This is a genomic window from Legionella drozanskii LLAP-1 (genome assembly GCF_001467585.1).
Lineage (GTDB): Bacteria > Pseudomonadota > Gammaproteobacteria > Legionellales > Legionellaceae > Tatlockia > Tatlockia drozanskii.
The window spans coordinates 1-19,568 of the sequence record NZ_LNXY01000032.1; the positions used below are offsets into that span (position 1 = coordinate 1).

The following is a 19,568-nucleotide window of genomic DNA, read 5'->3' on the forward strand; positions in this document are numbered from 1 at the left end:
GCTCTTATGCGTCTAGAGGTCGGAAAGAAACTAGCTCTTATGCGTCTAGAGGTCGGAAAGAAACTAGCTCTTATCTGTCTAGAGGTCGGGAAGAAACTAGCTCTTATCTGTCTAGAGGTCGGGAAGAGACTAGCTTTCCGGATGATTGGTCTAGAGATCGGTACGAGGATAGATCTTTGGATTATAGTGACAGTCGTAGGGAAGCTAGAAAACAAGAAGAAGCTAAAAAACAGGAAGAAGCTAGAAAACAGGAAGAAGCTAGAAAACAGGAAGAAGCTAGAAAACAGGAAGAAGCTAGAAAACAAGAAGAAGCTAGAAAACAGGAAGAAGCTCGAAGACAGAAAGAAGCTCGAAGACAGAAAGAAGCTCGAATACCTCAAGAAGTTTTGGATACTAAAAGAAAAGAAAATATTAAGAGCCAACGTGAAATTGCAAGGGAGATGCAAAAGGAAGAGGAACAAAGAAAAAATAAAGACAATGATCTACCTAATCTACCTTATCTACCTAATTCGCCGCATGTGTCTTTCCATTTATTCCGTGAGAAAATCGAAAACCACGGAACAAGCTTACGAGATATTATCAATTTTCTAGACTACGAATATGGGGAAATTGATAGTCAAGACTCTGAGGGCTATACCTTCCTGATGATCGCGGTCTGGGCTCAAAATGATCAGGTAGCAGAATATTTATTAACTAGAGGAGCTGATCCCTTGCTCGAAAATAAACAGGGTGAAATAGCAAGTGATTTAGCTTCTCGTAATTCATCAATATATGCCATTCTTAAAAATCTCGAAAAGGAGCTACGTTTAGATTCATTACCTAGTAATGAAAAGTACAGCATATTATTAAATGAACATGTAGGAAGTGGTGAAGCAAGGGCTCAGAAAGTTGATGAATATCTTGCTTTATGTGCTGACGTTAATTATCAAGATTCAAATGGCTTTAGCGCCCTAATGATAGCAGTAGATTCACAAAATGATCGTATAGCTGAGTACTTGTTGAGTAGTGGTGCAAACCCCTTATTGAAAAATAACTATGGGAAAACAGCTCGTGCTTTAACCTCACGTAATTCTGGTATTTATCACACAATAAAAGGTTACGAATTACTATTTGCTGTAATAAACAATGACTTGCCTAGCATTAAATCTTTAATAAACACCGATAAATCGATAATTGATTTTCAAGGTCATGCTGGTTATTCAGCTCTTTTAATAGCTGTTGAGCAGAGTATGATAGCTACAGTTGAATATCTTTTATTGCAAGGAGCCGATTTAAACATAACTAACGATGCTGGTCAGGGCGTATTAGAGCTTGTTAATGATAAAGTTATAGAAAAGCTTCTCATGCAAGAAAATGAATTAGATGAAGATGAAGATGAAGATGAAGTTGAAGATGAGCAGCCAGGTAGTATGGAAAATCCTAAGGACAAGCATGGATTCTTTAGAGCATTAACTAAAGATGTTTCATCCAAAAAATCAGCAATAGCCGCTAGAGAAAAAGAAACATCTCTAGATCTTTAATATAAAAACTAATTAACAATGTCAGAAGATATAATGGATTACAATCAATTCATCAGCATTAGTTTTATAGATGCAGTTAACACAGCATTTCCCAAAATACGTAACTTAAAAAAGCTCCTAATTGAAGGCGCTAACATCAATTTTCAAACTGCAGAAAATGGGACTACTGCGTTAATGATGGCAGTTGAAGGTCATCATGATCGAATTGTTGAGTATCTATTAGCTCAAGGAGCAAATCCATTATTAAAAAATCATGGGAACAAAATTGCTAGCGAGCTAATCTCGCGCCATTCTACTATTTATCCAATTCTTAAAGATTTTGAATTATTGTTTGCAACGATGAATAACGATTTACCCACTATAAAATCAATTATTACAGATGGCGCGTTGGTTAATTTTCAAGGTATGGGTGGGTATACCGCATTAATGATTGCTGTTGAACAAAATTATCAAGAAATAGTTGAGTATTTTCTCCACCAAGGTGCTGATTTGTTAATAACTCGCACTGACGGGCAAACTGCGTTTGGATTAACTACTGATTCAGAAATTTTGCTCTTACTTGAATGGGCAAAAAATTTAAGCAATGAGATACAACAAGTACCTCAAAAAAATACACATCGATTTTTTGCAATTTTATAGTAATATTTATTCCATTTATTTTGTGAAAATTGAATGGGTGGTAAATCAACGTATTAACACGCTGACGATTAGCTATTTTAACCTAACGGGATTAAAAATGGGAAATAATATTCCTACAGACTTATCAAAAGCCTTGCTTGCTGAAATAAATCAAGAGCAATCGCAATTACCTAAAATTAGGCAATACCTTTACGAAGGAGCTGATATAAATTATCAAGCAGAAGAAGATGGCTACACGGCTTTGATGCTTGCCGTGGATAAAGATGATGAACCACTGGTTACTTACCTTTTGCAATTAGGCGCTGATCCTTTAATCCAAAATAAATATCAAGAAATTGCAAGTGACTTGGCCCTAACTTATTCACCTATTTATCAATTTCTTAAAAATTATGAATTATTATTTGCGACTCTACATAATGATGTTGCTAGTGTGAAGGCTATTCTTGCTACAGGGGCCAATATCAATTTTCAAGGGCAAGGAGGATATACTGCAATAATAATAGCAGTTGAACAAAAACTTCTTGAATTAGTTGAATTTTTGATTGTTAGTGGAGCTGATTTATCGCTGGAAAATAATGAGGGTTGGGGAGTTTATGATTATGCGAAAGATGTACTTATTTATCATACGATCCGTGCCGGTAAGCCACTATACGAGGATACAGCCCCATAAGTAACTCATTCGATGCGTTATTGGAGGCTTGATATGAAACAGAGATTGAATTAAATATTCGCAGTAATGTGTTTAAATAAAAATTTTCATTAATTAGGAAATATATATGTTCGATTTTAGTAAAATAGGAATGAAACCCACCTATAGTTCAAATTTTGAACCACCGGCTACTGAGGATCAAATTGCTGAACTAGAACGATATTGCGGCCATTCCCTACCAGAAAATTATAAAATAATTTTAAGAAATTATAATGCTGGTAGCCCTGAAGCAAAATATTTTGATGCCATTGATGAGGAAACTGGTGTTCTCCTTGAATGGAAACTCCATAACTTTTATATCCTTGATGATGACAAAGAAATTCCAGCTAATATTTGGTGGGTTATTGAAAATTATCAGGATATTATGGGGCCTAATACTATTCCATTTGCGGATGATGGTCTCCAGCAAATTTATTACATGAAATGGGTTAATAATGTGCCTCAAGTATGGTTTTTAACATACCTGGATCTTGAAGAACCCGAAACTCATTTTGTAATAAATTCTTTTGATGAACTGCTGGATGCTTTATATGTTGCAAACTAAACAAAGAAAAAATATTGATTCTGATAATAATACAATAAAGGAAAATCTTAATAAGTCGAACGATGCTAAAACAGTTTATAGTTGCTATTTCGAAGTGAAGTTGGATGAAGCAAATTTTGGAATGAGTCGTGAAGTACATAACAGAATTTGTAACGAGCAGCTTTTAGTGCAGCTCCATAAACTAGAATCGGAAGGAATTCAACTATGTCCCAAGTTCAGCAATATTTCTCTAATTGAGGAAATTACACGTAATATCACAAAGTCACCAGGAAAAGCCTATTTTACCTGGGAACATTGCCATAGTTCGACCGCAAATGGACAACTGGGAGTAATGCGTTTAGTACCTAGAAGCCAACATAATAAAAAAAGCGAATTTTGGAAAACTATCCATCCGGAATATCGTGACCGAGGAGGATATCACGAGTGGGCGCTACCAGCAGGAGCGCCTGCGAATAATAAACAGCCAATTGCTCGACATGTTAAGATAGAAGCTCTTAATGCAGAGGAACTACCACTATTTTTCCAAATAGCTGTTACTGCCAATCGCCTTGATCAATTTGAGCAGTTGTTAAAACGATCTGAGGAGACCTGTACTCCTTCACAGCTCCAAGTAATATTAACCCAATCTTACAAAACAGGTAAAAACGAAAAACCGAACACTTTACTACATATAGCAGTTAAAAATGGCTATCCTTCTATGATAAATCCCATATTAAATTGTGGTGCTGATGTTCAAGATCTATTACAAAGGCAAGATCATAGTGGTAATACACCAGCCCATATAGCGGCTGAGAATAATCGGCCCAACATACTCAAAAAATTAAACAAACTTGGTGCTGACTTAACTTTACAAAATAAAAAAAAGGAAACAGTTTTAGATATAGTGCAAATGAGAAAATACACTGCTTGTTTACCCTATAGTCAACCGACTTCTAACTCTAGGGTATCCCACCAAACCGAAAAAACATCGCAGGCTCAAGCTCAGGATCAAAAGCAAGGACAGGATCAAAAGCAAGGAAATGCTACTAAACCGATTCGCGATCCTCAAGTTGTTTATGGAGACAGGGCTTACAAACAATCAGGTGATAAAAGCGCAGGTACCCCTCAAGTACAGTCGCTAAACACTCAAAAATCAAACAATCCAGCATCCTTGGGAACAATACCTTGGTTAACGTTTTTAGATCACATACAAAAACACACTCAAACCAGATATAATGTTTCTCCAACCTCTAGTTCTGCCAATGATCAAGAAGCCAAGCCCACTACAAATGCACCTCGGCTGACATTTTTAGATCACATACATAAGCACACTCAAACAAGATATAATGTTTCTCCAACCTCTAGTTCTGCCAATGATCAAGAAACCAAGCCCACTATAAATGCTCCTCGGCTGACATTTTTAGATCACATACATAAACACACTCAAACAAGATATGATGTTTCTCCAACCTCTAGCTCCGCAAATGATCAAGAAGCCAAGCCCACTACAAATGCTCCTCGGCTGACATTTTTAGATCACATGCACAAACACACTCAAACAAGATATGGTGTTTCTTCAACTTCCAACCCCAAAAAGGATCAAGAGACCAGATCTTCTCCATCAGTTCATCAAAAAATGCCTAAAGTCCCTATAAACAGAGATTTGAAACAGAACAAGGCTGATACCTCCATACTAAAATCTGAGAGTTATAAAAAAGCCAAAAAAACACTCTCATCAGTACCAACTCAGAAAATACAAAGAGATCATATTGAAAAACTATCCCTAACGAATACGAAAAAAGTTCAAGAGGAAGAAAAACAAAAATTAAGACTACAAAGAGATCAGCTTATACAACAACAGAAAAAGATGAGAATATCGCAACAACAGCGTACGGAAAAAGCTAAACAACCTCAATTACTAGCTAAGCAAAAGATACAGTCTCAAACAGAGCCAAAAAAGCAATCACGCTCTCAACAGGCTAACCTACCTAATCAACTGCGAGTTCAACAGCAGTTGCAATCACGTGCTCAGCAAAAAGACAAGCCTCAAACCCTACACCAGGACAAGACACATTCTCAATCACCACGAATTCAAACACAGTCGCAGCCAAAGCATCAATCACCACAAAATCAACAACAGTGGCAACCACGTACTCAATCACCCCGAATTCAACAACAGTCGCAGCCAAGGCATCAATCACCACAAAATCAACAACAGTGGCAACCACGTACTCAATTACCCCGAATTCAACAACAGTCGCAACCACTTCTTCAGCCACAACAAACTCAACAACGACAGCAGCCACGTACCCATCAGCCGCGTCAACGTGTTGTAGCACAACAGACGCAACAACCTGCAGCACAACAAGCGCAGCAACGCGCGCAACAACAGGCACAGCAACGCGCGCAACAACAGGCACAGCAACGCGCGCAACAACAGGCACAGCAACGTGCGCAACAACAAGCGCAGCAACGCGCGCAACAACAGGCACAGCAACGCGCGCAACAACAGGCACAGCAACGTGCGCAACAACAGGCGCAGCAGCGTGCAGCACAACAGGCGCAGCAGCGTGCAGCACAACAGGCGCAGCAGCGTGCAGCACAACAGGCAGCTGCAGCTCGTGCAGAACAACAGGCAGCTGCAGCTCGTGCAGCGCAACAGGCAGCTGCAGCTCGTGCAGCGCAACAGGCAGCTGCAGCTCGTGCAGCGCAACAAGCAGCTGCAGCCCGTGCAGCGCAACAAGCAGCTGCAGCCCGTGCAGCACAAGCCCGTGCAGCACAACAGGCAGCTGCAGCTCGTGCAGCACAACAGGCAGCTGCAGCTCGTGCAGCGCAACAGGCAGCTGCAGCTCGTGCAGCGCAACAGGCAGCTGCAGCTCGTGCAGCGCAACAGGCAGCTGCAGCTCGTGCAGCGCAACAAGCAGCCGCTCGATCAAGTTCTCGACGATATTAACAGATCTGATATGTAGGTAGATCTGGAATATTCTTTCCATATAACCTGTTCATGAGATTTCCTGCCCTCTGATTATTTCCAATAATTGAGAGGGAGTAAAAATTTGTCTCCTAGGGGTCGTGTGGAAGAGTGTGGAGAACCAACAAAAGTTTTAATATTGATTAGGTTAACTGTTCTTGCTCGCCTGAGGTATTGAAGATTGGCCTGGGACTAAGGATCGTGCGGTAAAGTGTCAAAATCAAGCTGTTTTTTAATGATGGATCCAGTCCTGGTGAGGGTTAGAGGTTCATGTCAATGGGAAAAATTTTTACTTTTTTATTCGCGATATTGCACCGAACATGTTTTGTTTAACTTGTTGATATTAAACAAAAAAATTTAAATTGCAACCTTTCATGCATGTTCAAATTTTACTCGAATAAATTTCCTTCATAAGATGACTTTATGTTATTGATTATATTAGTTTTATTATTAAAAATAACCTCAAAAAAGACCCTTATTTTACACTTCACCGCACGATCCTTAGTCCCAGGCCTTAATGAGTTTAAAAGACTGTTTCATTTAATTATATCGTAATGCAGCTTATTACTACTTGAGAGAGATATGATGTGGTAAGCGTTATATTTCTTCGTAATCAAGAGATGTCTGTGATAATAGAGTTATTCGGGCTTGGGGAGCAATGGAACAGCCAACCGACTTAAGGCTTTTCTGTTGTTCTTAATGGCCTTAACTCACCACGTTTTACCTCATCTGGCATGGCAAAGGAATATCGTCCGAGCATATTAATATGACCATATCCATATGCGGACAGTCTGGCTACATCTTCATCGTATACGGGGAAGCCTTCTTGTCGTAATTGATTAATGGCAGCATCCATGTAAATAGTGTTCCAAAGTGTAATGATATTTAAAACCAGTCCAAGGGCACCTAACTGATCTTCTTGCCCTGCACGATACCGCTGATGAAGTTCTCCTCGCTTACCATGAAAAACAGAACGACCTAAACTGTGTCTGCCTTCGCCCAAATTTAGTTGTACCAAAGTCTGACGACGGAATGACTCATCATGAAGATAATTGAGCATGTGGATAGTTTTGTCAATTCGCCCAATTTCGGCAATTGCTTTGGCTAAACGAGTTGGTTTATCAGCAACTTGAAGAGTGCGCATAATGCCTTCTGCGGGAACTCTCCCGAGTTTTAATGAAGCCAATAAACGTAAAATATCATCCCACTCAGGAGGAACAAGATTTATATTTATACGACTTTTTGCAAGTACATTGAGCTTTCCATAATCAGCCAACGGATCAATCCGCCAGAATCTAGCACCACCCATATCAGCCAATCGCGGACTGAAACGAAGTCCCAACAAACGAAACAGTCCAAATACAATATCACTGTATGCGCCTGCATCTGTCATGATCCGCGTTGGCTGTAATTCCGTCTGTTGCTCAAGAACAACGCCTAACAATATTAGGCTATCACGTAAAGTGCCAGGTACTGTTACAGCATTTAAGCCAGTTCGTTGATTAGAGATTAGATTGTACCAAGTGACACCACGACCTGATTTAAAATATTTTGGATTTGGAGCAGCGTGCACTGTTCTAACCGGTACAACGAAGCGCATGCCATCAGCCGATGCAATATCGCCTCCGCCCCATTTCTTAGCTAATGGAATTTGATTTTGAGCAGAAACTAAAATGGCATTGACCGCCATTATCGTTTCATTTCGAATATAATTTTGATCAACCCATACCAATCTATCTCTTTTTAAAGCAGGTATGTCCTCACGAACAAACGGTTCTCGTCCAGTATTGCAAGCGTCTGCTAGCAATTCAGCACATAAACTGATTAATAGATCCTCAGCACGCGCACTTCCTTCATTGAAGTGGGTAAATCCATCCGCAAATCCAGTACGTGTGGCTATCTCAAGTACCATCTCGGGTAAATCGACACGTGGTAATTTGGCTTTTACAGCAGCTCTCAATGCTTTTAATGATGGAGGCTCATCAAGTGCATCAAGCTGAGTTAGAATCAGCTCCTCATTACCCTTAACTGTTTCAAATCGAACAGCAGGGTTATTATCAATATTTGCAGCAACTAACCGATACACTTGATGTAGTTCATCTGTAAGGCTTGTTATGGCTAACATTGGGTCAATTGTTAAATTTAATGAGCGGCAAATCATAGGACGTATTGCCTCCCACTCTGAGCCAGAATAAAGATTGGCTCTTGGATCAGCATACCGCCAACTCGGACTTATGAACACATCCCTATGTTTCAGTGCCGATTGCAATTTATCAAGAACACAAAATATATATGCTGTTCGGTCAATTGTAGTTCTATTGCTATCCCGGCCAGTTATTGATGTTATTAATGCAAGCTCTTTATTATTTGCGTTTTTTTGAACTTCCTTCATGTTTAAAATGGATTTTTTCAATTTCTCAACTTGAGATTGTTTTTTCTCTGGTACAACGATTTCCTTAATTTTTTTATTGATAAGGTCAGCATATAAAAGTTTATCGTTATGCAAAATGATACCATCTTGGGTTTTTACAAGTTTCTTTATGACGCGATAAGTGGGTCGTGGTTCGTCTTGTGGCCAATTGATAACGCTACATTCATTTTTAATAACAATATTACGTTTCCATGATGTTCCAATAATCTCCATTGGCGGTTCATCCGTTTGTTTTCCCTTTAACCATTCAAGACTGGCAAGAAGAGGTTTTCCCGCTTGATTACTATCAAAATTTATTACTCGAAGGAGCGAAGGTAAAAATTTCTGAACTGTTTTTTCCTTTTGTTCAAGCTCATGATAAAACACATTACTTGGCGGCCTGATTAAGGCAGTGGCATTTTCAACTGCAGATACAAGCGCTTCATGACCTACTGTTGTATAAATTGTGTCCCGAATTTCATGATCACATAATTCTGTATTCAGTAGTAATTTACATGCATCGACCAATGTGGCTGTAGCTTGATCGAGATCTTTAAGAGTTCGCAGTCGTGTATTTTTATTTTCTTGCTTGGCCTTTGAGAATAAATCACGCAATACCATACTGAGCACGTCCAGAGAATCATCTTGGGAGTCTGACTCAAAATGATTCGCAAAAGCAACGAGCGTCGCCATTTTACGCTCAAACGGCAAGCGGTTGATGGCTGTAATTTTTGCCGTATTAGCAAAGCGTGCAAGTGTTGCTATTTTACAGGCGGGGATGCGGTACAGTGGTAATTCAACACTAATGTTGCGGGCAGACTCAACCCGTTTTAATGCTTGCACAAGAGCTGTGCTACTGATGCTAACCGGACCTTTACGCAGTTTATCAAGCAATGACAGATGTTCGTCATCCTCTACCACCAAGAGGTCATTCAGTTTTTCCTGTTGTGATGCGCTTAAATTTTTAATCAACATTCGCCATAAGCGAGACTCCATCCTGGAGCGAATTTCTGCAACAAAACGCTCAAGAACTGTAATACCTGGTAACAATATTTTGTTGGTCGATAGCCAACCCACTGCATGATCAAAAAGCACTCCAGGTCTGTCAGTACCAGTCCAGCATAGTGCACATAATATGCGACCAAGACGATAACGACTACCTTTTTCAGCAAATTCTATATAGCCATAACGCGCTCGAATTTCAACAGCATGACGCCAACGCTGCTCACTTTTCATGTACATTGATATGCAACTTTCAGGATCATTAACCTTGATTTGAATAGCAACTCGCTCAATTACCACACGAGGAATCTGATTCAAGTCGGAAATAAAAGCTCCAATAAATCGAACTGTTGTCAGCTGTAATGCATAACCTAACCTGCTGAAGTCACCACGCTTGTTTGCAATCCACTCCATATCCTGATCATCGAGGAAAAAAAGGCTATCTACGATATCTGGTGGTAGGTCAGTAGGATATTTAGCGTAATTGTCACATTGTACTGGGGAGAGAAAACTAACAGGCATGTTTATCCAAAATCAATAGGTGTTGTTGCTAAACTTAGAAGTTTTGCAACGGAATTTGAATGCCTTTATTTAAAGGTTTAAATTCGTTGCAAAAATCAGATGCAAAAGTCTATTGTTTTGCGATATGATTTGCAAATAAAATATTAGGGATTAGTTATGAAAATTGGGTATGCTCGCGTTTCAACCACGGATCAAAATTTAGAGTTGCAATTAGTTGCACTAAAAGAAGCTGGTTGTAAACGTATCTATCAGGAAAAAATTTCTGGTGCAAAAAGAGATCGTCCAGAATTACAACGATTACTTGATCAGCTTCGACCTGAAGATGTAGTCGTTGTTTGGAAATTGGATAGATTGGCGCGTTCAACCCAGCATTTATTAGAATTAATAGACTGCATAAGAACAACAGAGGCTTCCTTTTGTTCGCTTTCCGAGCCTTGGGCAGATACCACTTCTCATGCCGGTAAAATGATCATGACCGTATTCGCAGGTATTGCAGAATTTGAGCGTGACTTAATTCGTGAACGTACTGGTGCGGGTCGCGCAGCTGCAAAGCAACGTGGAGTTCGTTTTGGACGACCTGAAAAAATGAATAAAGAACAAAAGTCATTGGCCAAGCGGCTTTTGCAAGAAGATAAATCGGTAAGTGAGATTGCAAAAACGTTTAATGTCCATAAAGCAACAATTTATCGTTTACAACAAGAATAATTCACTACAGATCCCCAATCCTATGGTATTCTTAATATTAAGAATTATTTATTAATGATAACATCTGGTATGGTTTGAGTTAATTTTTATGGATAAAGAATGATCAATATAAAATATGGATTTGGAAAAGAAGTATTGTATTCATTTGATGATGCAATTAAAAAAGTTACTGAAGAACTGCAAAAAGAGGGATTTGGAGTTCTTACAAATATAGATGTGTCAGCAACTTTGAAAAAAAAATTAAATAAAGATATGCCTCCCTATCAAATTCTTGGTGCATGCAATCCGCAATTTGCCCATCATGCTTTAGAAAAGGAGCCATCTATAGGTTTGCTTCTACCATGTAATGTGGTTGTACGCCAGGATGATATAGGCAAAGTGCATATTGAATTTATGGATCCAAAATCAGTATTAGAATTGGTCGGCAATCCTGAGATCAATCTGGTCGCTGGAGAAGTAAGACAAAAACTGGAGAGAGTATTAAGCGCATTGTAATGCGCTCATCTACAGTTAAGATTTTAACATGCGAAGACCACTTGCAATAACAATAAGCTCACTTATTTCATGGGCTAAAACTGCTATTGGCAACGTAAAATAGCCAGTTACCGCCCCGACAATAAGAGAGCTAATAACAATTATAGATAGTCCTAAATTTTGTAAAATTATATTCCAGGTTCGATGACTAAACTCGATGAGATAAGGTAATTTTAATAAATTATCACCCATTAATGCTACATCCGCAGTTTCTAATGCAACATCGGTTCCAGCGGCGCCCATTGCAACTCCTACATGTGCTGCTGCAAGTGCTGGAGCATCATTTACTCCATCGCCAACCATCATTACCTTACCGTAACGTCTTTCCAGTTCCTCAATTTTTCGTGTCTTATCTTCTGGTGATAAATCAGAGAATACTTCATCTACACCTGCTTGAACTCCAATTGACGCGGCAGTTATCGAGTTATCTCCAGTGAGCATAACAACACGCTCAATACCCATCAATTTTAGGGACGATACCATCTGCCTTGCTGTAGATCTTAGAGGATCAGTAATTGCAATTAAACCGAGAATTTCCTTATCTGTTCCTACTAATACGACAGTCTTTCCAACGGTCTGTAATTTATTTATTTCTTGAATTACAGTTTCTACCAATAGACCCATATCAATAAATAATTTTGGATTGCCAATATAAAATTGTTCTCCATTTATAAAACCCTGAACCCCTGAACCAGTCAATGACTTAAAATGTTCAACAGGTTTATATGCAACACTTTCTGCCTTTGCTTGTTGTAAAATGGCATGTGCCAGTGGATGCTGGGAACGCGATTCAAGGGTGGCAGCTACATTTAATATTTGGTTCTGAGTATAATTATTTAACGAAATGATATCGGTGACCTTGGGTTGTCCTTGTGTTAAGGTTCCTGTTTTATCAAGCGCAATAACCTTTATTTGAACCAATTTTTCTAAATATATCCCACCCTTAAGTAATATTCCGTTTCGACTGGCTGTACCAAGAGCAGCTACAAGGGTAATTGGGATAGAAATTACTAAAGCACATGGTGCAGCTGCAACAATAAACACCGTTGCACGTAGCACCCATTCTTGCCAATGCAGCCCAAATAGAGGAGGTAGGGTAGCTATTAGTACCCCTGCTAAAAGAACGAATGGACTGTAGAGATTGCCAAAACGCTCTATAAATCGTTGACTGCGACCTTTTTTATCCTGTGCTTTTTCAACAAGAAAAATAATACGAGATAACGTGTTCTCAGCAAATTTTTTGGTAGCGCGAATAGTAAGAGTCCCCTCGCCGTTAATAGTTGCAGAAAATACTTTATTTCCCACAAATTTCTCAACAGGAATTGATTCACCCGTGATAGGCGCTTGGTTTACACTAGAATGTCCAGATATGACCTCTCCATCTGTAGCGATGCTTTCACCAGGACGAACAATAAACTCATCTCCAATTTGAATGTCTTCTAAAGGTATTAGGAACTCGCTATTATTACGTCGGACTAATGCGGATTTTGGGGCAAGTTCCATCAATACTCTGATAGCATGTCGCGCCCTTTCACCAGCATAACCCTCTGCTGCTTCAGAAATAGAATATAAAAAAACCAGTGTTGCCGATTCTGCCCATTGTCCCATCACACCAGCAACAATAGCAGCGGTAGACATCAAAAACTCAATACCGATTTCATGTTCTTTGAAAAATTCTTCTATAGCTTCCCGTGCGAAATAATATCCACCAATTAACACCGCGCCTATGTAAAACCCGTTAGCAATTATCCTTGGTAGTGTCAAATATGAGCCTACAAAACCAATAGTTAATAATATACCGGCTATTGCTGCCGTAATGACTTTAGGATTATGCCACAGTTTGGGCATTGGTTCTTTGTGAGAAGGACAAGTGGAGCAGCCCATTTATTTATACCCCTTATTCATAGTTTTCTTCAGAGCCGTAATGTTAAAGCGTCATTGTTACCTAAAAATAAAGGTTTTTAAAGAATTCATCATAGATATTGAATAAAACAATAAAACTATTTGTTCTATTATAGGTAATTTGAAAACTTAATTACTAATGATGAAAAAAATTGGTTATCTATCTGTATTCAATGAAAATACTTGAACAACTTCACAGTTTACAATCCTATAAAATGAAACATACCGAATTATAGATATTAAAAGACCAATATAGTCCTTAAGTCGGTTGGCTGTTCCATTGCTCCCCAAACCCGTTATTTAAAAGAACTGAAATTCGTCCTTAAAAAGCGTTTAATTTGCTTATTAGGCTAGATCTAAAACAACAAGGTTAAAAATAATCCTATTTGCATTAATTATTTCATTGAAAAAAGAAACAAGTTTGCTGCACATTGTCGTTTTCATAATCCATTTGTTTTTGTTTACTATTAGAGATGTCGATTTTTTCCTTTCTTTGTCGCCTTTCCTTTTGCTGGCGAAGTGAGAGGCGTGATGTAGCAATATAAAGAAGTAGATTAAGTCCTCTATTAAATAGCGTGCGATATTATATTGCCGTTGATGCCTTAGTTTAATGGCAGAATATAATTGAGTTAAGGCTTCCCCGAAGGTGTTAAAAGCTTGAGTGCGACTTTGCCCTAATTTTGATTTGATGCGACCATTGCTGGTAATTAAAATCCAATCATTCAGTAAGTCTTGAGTTAGACGTAATTCATAGTAGCGCGAATCTTTTTCAAAACGTAGATAATGATAAGGTTCTATGTTGAGTAATAAATGTTTAAACCAAAAAGGAGAGAAGAGATATAGCATTAAAAAATAGCCAGGCTAGAAATACGTTTCAAGCGATCGGGATTATCTTCAACGTATTCAGAAGTTGTTGCAATATTGGCATGACCTGCTAAACGGGATACGGCTTTAATATCCGCTCCTTGCTCAATTAGTCGGGTAATGAAGGTGCGTCTTCCCGAATGAGAACTTGCCCCAATTAATCCTGCTTTATCATAAAGCTTACGAAACCATTTTTGCAGTACATCGGGATGAAAGCGGCTTCCTCGTTGAGTTTTAAAAAGAGGGGCTTTGAGGTTAAAAGCTTCTTTTTGAGTCGTACGCATGTAATTCACATACTCTTGTAGTGCCGCTGTAATTTTTTTATTCGTGATGTAAACATGGCGTTGTTTTTCGCCTTTGGTCATCGCACGTTTTAAGTTGACTTCATCCAAGATTTTAAATTCTTGATCGATGATGTCTTTAAAAGTTAAGGCCGAAATTTCTTTAACGCGAAGTCCTAAACCAAATGAACAATAAATCATGGCCACATTACGTAATGCAAAGGAGCTGTCTTTTGCCATCACAAGCAGTCGTTTAAATTCATTTTCATTTAAAACACGTGCTTTACCTTCTTTTGCCATTTTGTATTGAAGAGTTCTATAAATATTATTTATTGTATCTTATTAAGAACTCTATTAATAGAGAGCGAAAGGGATAACCTCGGAAGCCCTAGAAAACACTGAAGAGGTCTAAGAATGTGTATTTCTAGATGTCTTTTTAAACTTAGAATATTTTTCTTGAAAAGTTTTTCCTGACCTTACTTTCCAACCACGTAAACAATCCATCATCAAGTTCATAACTGCCAAAAATTATTAAAAGTTATTAGCATATTTACTAACTTTCGACCTTTCTCGCCTAACTCTGATATTAAAGAATAAGCAACAACTCAGATGCTATGTGTTGACTCTATTCCTCTGTTAATCTCTTCCCCATTTTTATAATGAGGTATATCTGCAAGAATAGTATCTATTGTATGACTAGAGGCTTTATTAGGAGATAAAATCATAAATCGGCCGTGAAACTCACCACTCATATTTTTCCATCGTGCAATAAATTGATCTTTTGGAATATGTTCAAACTCAAGATTACCAACAAGAGCTGTCCCAGGTTCGGCTAGAATAATATGTTCTCCCTTTGCGCTTTTCTCAATACCAATAACTACTTCAAAATGACCGCAGCCATCCCTATCTTGCATGTTTAAAATAACAGGGATGCCCATTTCCAGAATTTGCTGCATTTTATTCCATAACAAGTCTTTATGGGCACTTAATGCCTCTTCGTCATGGGCTTTATCACTCAAACCATTATCATCAAACACAGTAATGCCCATTCCCATCAATCCATTGCGAATCTCAGGAATACCAGAACCTTCTGCCTCCGAGGTGTTTACTTGCTCTGCAAGCAGCATTTCTGGTGTTTGATTGAGTTTATGCCATATTTCTTGATTTGTTACTGGGGCGTCACAAAAACTTCGATTTCGCATGGAATCAAAATAATCTGCAACCATTTTTACGGTGGCTGGACCGCAGGTAAAATCACTTTGTTGTTGTGCCTCCTGACTAAAGAAGTTTTTTAATGCAATTTCAGCAGTTGTTTGCTCATGCATAGTCTTTATACAGTTGCGATAAAAAAAAGTAGGAGCCTCTAACCTTGCTATTAAGGAAGTCTTTTTTACCCCAATTAGCGAATCGTCTCTAAATGTTTTTATGGAAACATCCCTATTGTTTCGACATACCACCACACCTTTCAACATGGCAAGATGGGCTTCATCATGCTTAGAAAGATAATTTTTACCCTGATCAGCCAGAGTTATTTCGAAAGTTAATGGCTTGTGGTGATGTTCAAAATGGTAATTTTGTAGAGAGCGAATCAGTTTGCTGGCTGAGTGAGTATATTGCTTCCCTCCAAAAGAACAATTTTCAAATAAAATCTTACTGCTTGAAGCACAAGATATAGGAGATTTTTCTATTTCAGAACATATTGTTTTAAAGTTTGGAGGTTGGCTAAACCCCTCAACAGTAATCTGATCGTAAACATGCTCAGATTTACCGCTTTTGTCGATAGTAGTATGAATGAGCTCCTTCATTTCCTGACAATATTGTTCATACGTAAAATCTTCAGGCATTTTGGAGCCATCTGTTTTTTCATATTCTCTTGTATCACCTAATTTAGCTTGAATAATCTTGTAAGGACTTTGAATGATAATTAATTTTTCATCCTCAGCAGCTTGAATACTTTTAACAGGTGGTTCACAAAATACGATTTTAATTTTCATAATTTTCTATAACAAGTAATTATTTGTACAAGTGTAGTCGATTCGAGTGATTGAGACCATTATGTTCAATAAGGAATATGTATTCAGCTGTTAGAAGGTGTCTGGTTAAATAAAATCACTTAAGTATATTTCTAAGCTCTCTTTTAAATTTCAAATTAATTCGTTGGAATAGGGGGATCGAATGTTTTCCAAAGCAGGTTAAGTAACGAGACTACACTGTTGGTGTTATTAGAGGAGTGGGCAGGTGGAATAACCCTGCCTGTTAGGGACAATACCCTAATTAATTGGCCCTTGGCCTACATTTTTATATCATTGGACTTCTTACCCTTAACATAAGTAGAATCTTCAGCGCGCTGTTCGTGACATTGTTGTAATAAAATCGCTGTTTATTTGCAGGACATTGCACATGACAAAAAAATTAAAAAATAGCCATGAAAATGATTTCGATGAAATTCATAAGATGATTATTGCTGCTAAATCGAAGGTTTGGCAGCAAGTGAATAGTGCTCTGATTTTACTGTATTGGGATATTGGTTCCTACGTTAGTGAAAAGACAACAGCAGGCAGTTGGGGGCAGGGTGTTGTTGAAGAACTAGCGCAGTTTATTTCTTCTAAAAGTGCCTCATTTCAAGGATTTTCAGCAAGAAATATTTGGAGAATGAAGAAATTTTATGAAACTTATTCACCTTATCCAAAACTGTCAACACTGTTGACAGAAATTGGATGGTCTAACCACCTTCATATTCTTTCCAAAACGAAGACGATCGAAGAAAAAGAGTATTATTTAATGCTTGCTTCAAAACGTAATTATTCTTCTCGAGATCTCGCACGTCTGATTGATAGCTCATCGTTTGAGCGAACGGCTTTGGCAAACCAAAAACTGTCAACGGTGTTGTCAGAATTTCCGGAAAATGCGATTGGAGTTTTTAAGGACAGTTATGTTTTTGAGTTTTTAAATTTACCTGATGATCACTTAGAAAGTGATTTACGGCGTGCTTTGGTGAAAAATTTAAGAAAATTTTTATTGGAGTTAGGACCTGACTTCACCTTAATGGGAGAAGAGTATCCTATCCAGGTTGGAAATAAGGATTTTAAGATAGATTTGCTCATGTTCCATCGTGGATTGAATGCCATGTGTGCATTGGAGCTCAAAATTTCAGAATTTCACCCGTCTCATATAGGGCAATTACAATTTTATTTAGAAGCCTTGGATCGTGACATTAGGAAGCCCCATGAAAATCCCAGTATTGGGATACTGATTTGTAAAAGTAAAGACGACGAGGTAGTAAAATATGCTATGAATCGCAATATGTCACCAACCATGATTGCTGAATATGAAACGAAATTTGTAAATAAGAAACTTTTACAGGATAAACTACATGAAATTTCTTTATCCCTAGAGAGTTTAAGCGACGAAAAAGAATAAGAAACAGCTTAACCGGAAAAGAGAGATGAATGTAGCCAATCAAAATATTGAGACAGATCTGAGTAAATTTATAAATGAAGGTGAGATGTTGCTAGAAAAGGAAATTAATACAAAAAATGATTTTGAAGACATTTCTTTTGAGAAACAATCATGGGCTGACTTTGTTTTCGAATATTTGAAGGGTAAATTTAAAGAAAATTCCATAGCTGAAGATTTTCAAAACTCGGGTTTGATAACAACTATTAGAATGCATGGAGGATTGGCTGAAGATATTTCTGATTTTCGTAAATTACTTAAAAGCCAAATTAACAATATTAAAAGTTTAAAAAGAAGACTTCCATTACTAATAGGTCCGGATACCAAAAGTCATAATACGGATACACCATTTAATAAAAATATTTTTTTAGTACACGGACATAAAGATAACTTCAAACTTGAAGTTGCAAGAACACTTGAGCAACTTAAATTAAACCCCATAATTTTGGATGAAAAACCCAACGAGGGACAAACTATAATTGAGAAGTTCGAAAAACATGCGTCTATATCAAGCTTAGCTGTCGTGCTTTTAACGGCAGATGATGAAATCAAAACTTCTTCAAAATCAGAAATAAAATGGAGAGCTCGACAAAATGTAATATTAGAGCTTGGATATTTTTTGGCTAAATTAGGCAGACAGCGAGTAATTGCTCTTTATGAGGAAAATGTAGAAATTCCCAGTGATTATAGTGGTGTCCTTTATATTCCTTTCAGGAGTGATTGGAAATTAAAACTTGCAGGTGAGATAAAAAACTTAGGATTAGAGATCGATTTAAACTTACTCCACAATCTGCAATAATTCTAATTAATTGTATAACTGATCTCTACCATCCAGTATGATGTAGCCATAATTCAGAAATAATTTGCCGAGCTTCATTATCTAAAATTGACAGGGCTTGCACAAAGTGTTTGCACTTTTCTGGTGTAAATGAACTGGTTGAATCTGAATCAAAAGGTAAGAGTACCCGCCAATGAACCAAACTATCTATGAGCTTGAACTGTCTTTACTAACTCCCACAGTTAGGCAATCCAAGGCTAAATTAAATAATCTACTTGCTGATAATTTCCTGGAATTTGGGAGTTCCGGTAAAATTTATAATAAAGAGTATCAACTAAACTCACTTCCTTCCGAGGAGCAAAAGAAATTTTTTGTTGAAGATTTCACTACTATAGAATTAATGCCGCAAGTAATACTTGCAACCTATAAAGTGACAATAAACACTCAAAAGTCTTTACGTTCATCCCTTTGGAAATTTAATGGCAAGAATTGGCAGATGATTTTTCATCAGGGAACTAATGTTATCGGTTAGTAAGAGGGTAGGGTATTAAGAACATTTTTAAGAAAAATTATCTCTTAAGTCTGATTAATATAATAATCAGACCTCATATATGTCATTGTCGTTTTGCCTTAAAACACGGTCGTTATAGGGGCATGACAATCATTGGAAGCAAAAGATACTCTAAGCAAAAATAATCAGATATTTTGCATTAGTAGAAGACATATTGGCAATTGTTTTGCCAGAAATATTT

At 37.8% G+C, this 19,568-nt stretch carries 15 protein-coding genes; 10 read left to right on the forward strand and 5 right to left on the reverse strand.

The genetic code is table 11. The features are described 5' to 3' along the window. Window positions 1–176 precede the first annotated feature (176 nt). The 5 genes from Ldro_RS14930 (at window position 177) to Ldro_RS16420 (ending at window position 6,344) form a co-directional block, all read left to right on the forward strand. Window positions 177–1,520 carry an ankyrin repeat domain-containing protein gene (locus Ldro_RS14930; protein ID WP_058497234.1) on the forward strand — a complete coding sequence of 448 codons (1,344 nt, stop codon included), beginning with the start codon at window positions 177–179 and terminating at the stop codon, window positions 1,518–1,520. Between the two features lie 33 nt (window positions 1,521–1,553). Beyond that, entirely contained in the window at window positions 1,554–2,159 is a 606-nt protein-coding gene (locus Ldro_RS14935) for an ankyrin repeat domain-containing protein (RefSeq protein ID WP_058497235.1), read from the forward strand. 97 nt (window positions 2,160–2,256) lie between these two features. Beyond that, complete coding sequence (locus Ldro_RS14940; RefSeq protein ID WP_162263983.1) at window positions 2,257–2,829, forward strand: ankyrin repeat domain-containing protein; 573 nt, start codon at window positions 2,257–2,259, stop codon at window positions 2,827–2,829. Between the two features lie 106 nt (window positions 2,830–2,935). Next, window positions 2,936–3,412 carry an SMI1/KNR4 family protein gene (locus Ldro_RS14945; protein ID WP_058497237.1) on the forward strand — a complete coding sequence of 159 codons (477 nt, stop codon included), beginning with the start codon at window positions 2,936–2,938 and terminating at the stop codon, window positions 3,410–3,412. After that, a complete protein-coding gene (locus Ldro_RS16420; RefSeq protein WP_058497238.1) occupies window positions 3,399–6,344 on the forward strand; it encodes an ankyrin repeat domain-containing protein in 2,946 nt (981 codons plus the stop codon). The genes Ldro_RS14945 and Ldro_RS16420 overlap by 14 nt, the downstream gene beginning before the upstream one ends. 694 nt (window positions 6,345–7,038) lie before the next feature. Here the strand turns inward: Ldro_RS16420 and Ldro_RS14955 are convergent. Further along, window positions 7,039–10,296 carry a Tn3 family transposase gene (locus Ldro_RS14955; protein ID WP_058497239.1) on the reverse strand — a complete coding sequence of 1,086 codons (3,258 nt, stop codon included), beginning with the start codon at window positions 10,294–10,296 and terminating at the stop codon, window positions 7,039–7,041. A 156-nt stretch (window positions 10,297–10,452) separates the two neighbouring features. On the opposite strand from Ldro_RS14955, the gene Ldro_RS14960 reads away from it, so the two are divergent. Together Ldro_RS14960 and Ldro_RS14965 are read left to right on the forward strand one after the other, a co-directional pair. Further along, entirely contained in the window at window positions 10,453–11,001 is a 549-nt protein-coding gene (locus tag Ldro_RS14960) for a recombinase family protein (RefSeq protein ID WP_012187538.1), read from the forward strand. Between the two features lie 99 nt (window positions 11,002–11,100). Then, window positions 11,101–11,496, forward strand: a complete 396-nt coding sequence (locus tag Ldro_RS14965; RefSeq protein WP_012187539.1) for a DUF302 domain-containing protein — start codon at window positions 11,101–11,103, stop codon at window positions 11,494–11,496. Window positions 11,497–11,511: 15 nt separating this feature from the next. On the opposite strand, the gene Ldro_RS14970 is transcribed toward Ldro_RS14965, so the two are convergent. The 4 genes from Ldro_RS14970 to Ldro_RS14985 form a co-directional block, all read right to left on the reverse strand. Continuing rightward, window positions 11,512–13,383, reverse strand: coding sequence for a heavy metal translocating P-type ATPase (locus tag Ldro_RS14970; protein ID WP_231294691.1), 1,872 nt, complete (start codon window positions 13,381–13,383; stop codon window positions 11,512–11,514). Window positions 13,384–13,782: 399 nt separating this feature from the next. Continuing rightward, complete coding sequence (locus Ldro_RS14975) at window positions 13,783–14,283, reverse strand: WGR domain-containing protein (RefSeq protein WP_058497240.1); 501 nt, start codon at window positions 14,281–14,283, stop codon at window positions 13,783–13,785. After that, window positions 14,283–14,882: a tyrosine-type recombinase/integrase gene (locus tag Ldro_RS14980; RefSeq protein WP_058497241.1), complete on the reverse strand. Its 600-nt coding sequence runs from the start codon at window positions 14,880–14,882 to the stop codon at window positions 14,283–14,285. The genes Ldro_RS14975 and Ldro_RS14980 overlap by 1 nt, the downstream gene beginning before the upstream one ends. Before the next feature lie 305 nt (window positions 14,883–15,187). Continuing rightward, on the reverse strand, window positions 15,188–16,576 hold the full coding sequence (locus Ldro_RS14985; protein ID WP_058497242.1) for a papain-like cysteine protease family protein: 1,389 nt from the start codon (window positions 16,574–16,576) through the stop codon (window positions 15,188–15,190). A gap of 406 nt (window positions 16,577–16,982) precedes the next feature. Here Ldro_RS14985 and Ldro_RS14990 point away from each other — a divergent pair, with 406 nt between their 5' ends. From Ldro_RS14990 to Ldro_RS15000, 3 genes are all read left to right on the forward strand, one after another. Beyond that, a complete protein-coding gene (locus Ldro_RS14990) occupies window positions 16,983–18,002 on the forward strand; it encodes a PDDEXK nuclease domain-containing protein (protein ID WP_058497243.1) in 1,020 nt (339 codons plus the stop codon). A 25-nt stretch (window positions 18,003–18,027) separates the two neighbouring features. After that, entirely contained in the window at window positions 18,028–18,837 is an 810-nt protein-coding gene (locus Ldro_RS14995) for a TIR domain-containing protein (RefSeq protein WP_058497244.1), read from the forward strand. A gap of 172 nt (window positions 18,838–19,009) precedes the next feature. Next, window positions 19,010–19,348: a nuclear transport factor 2 family protein gene (locus Ldro_RS15000; RefSeq protein ID WP_058497245.1), complete on the forward strand. Its 339-nt coding sequence runs from the start codon at window positions 19,010–19,012 to the stop codon at window positions 19,346–19,348. The last annotated feature ends 220 nt before the right edge of the window (window positions 19,349–19,568 follow it).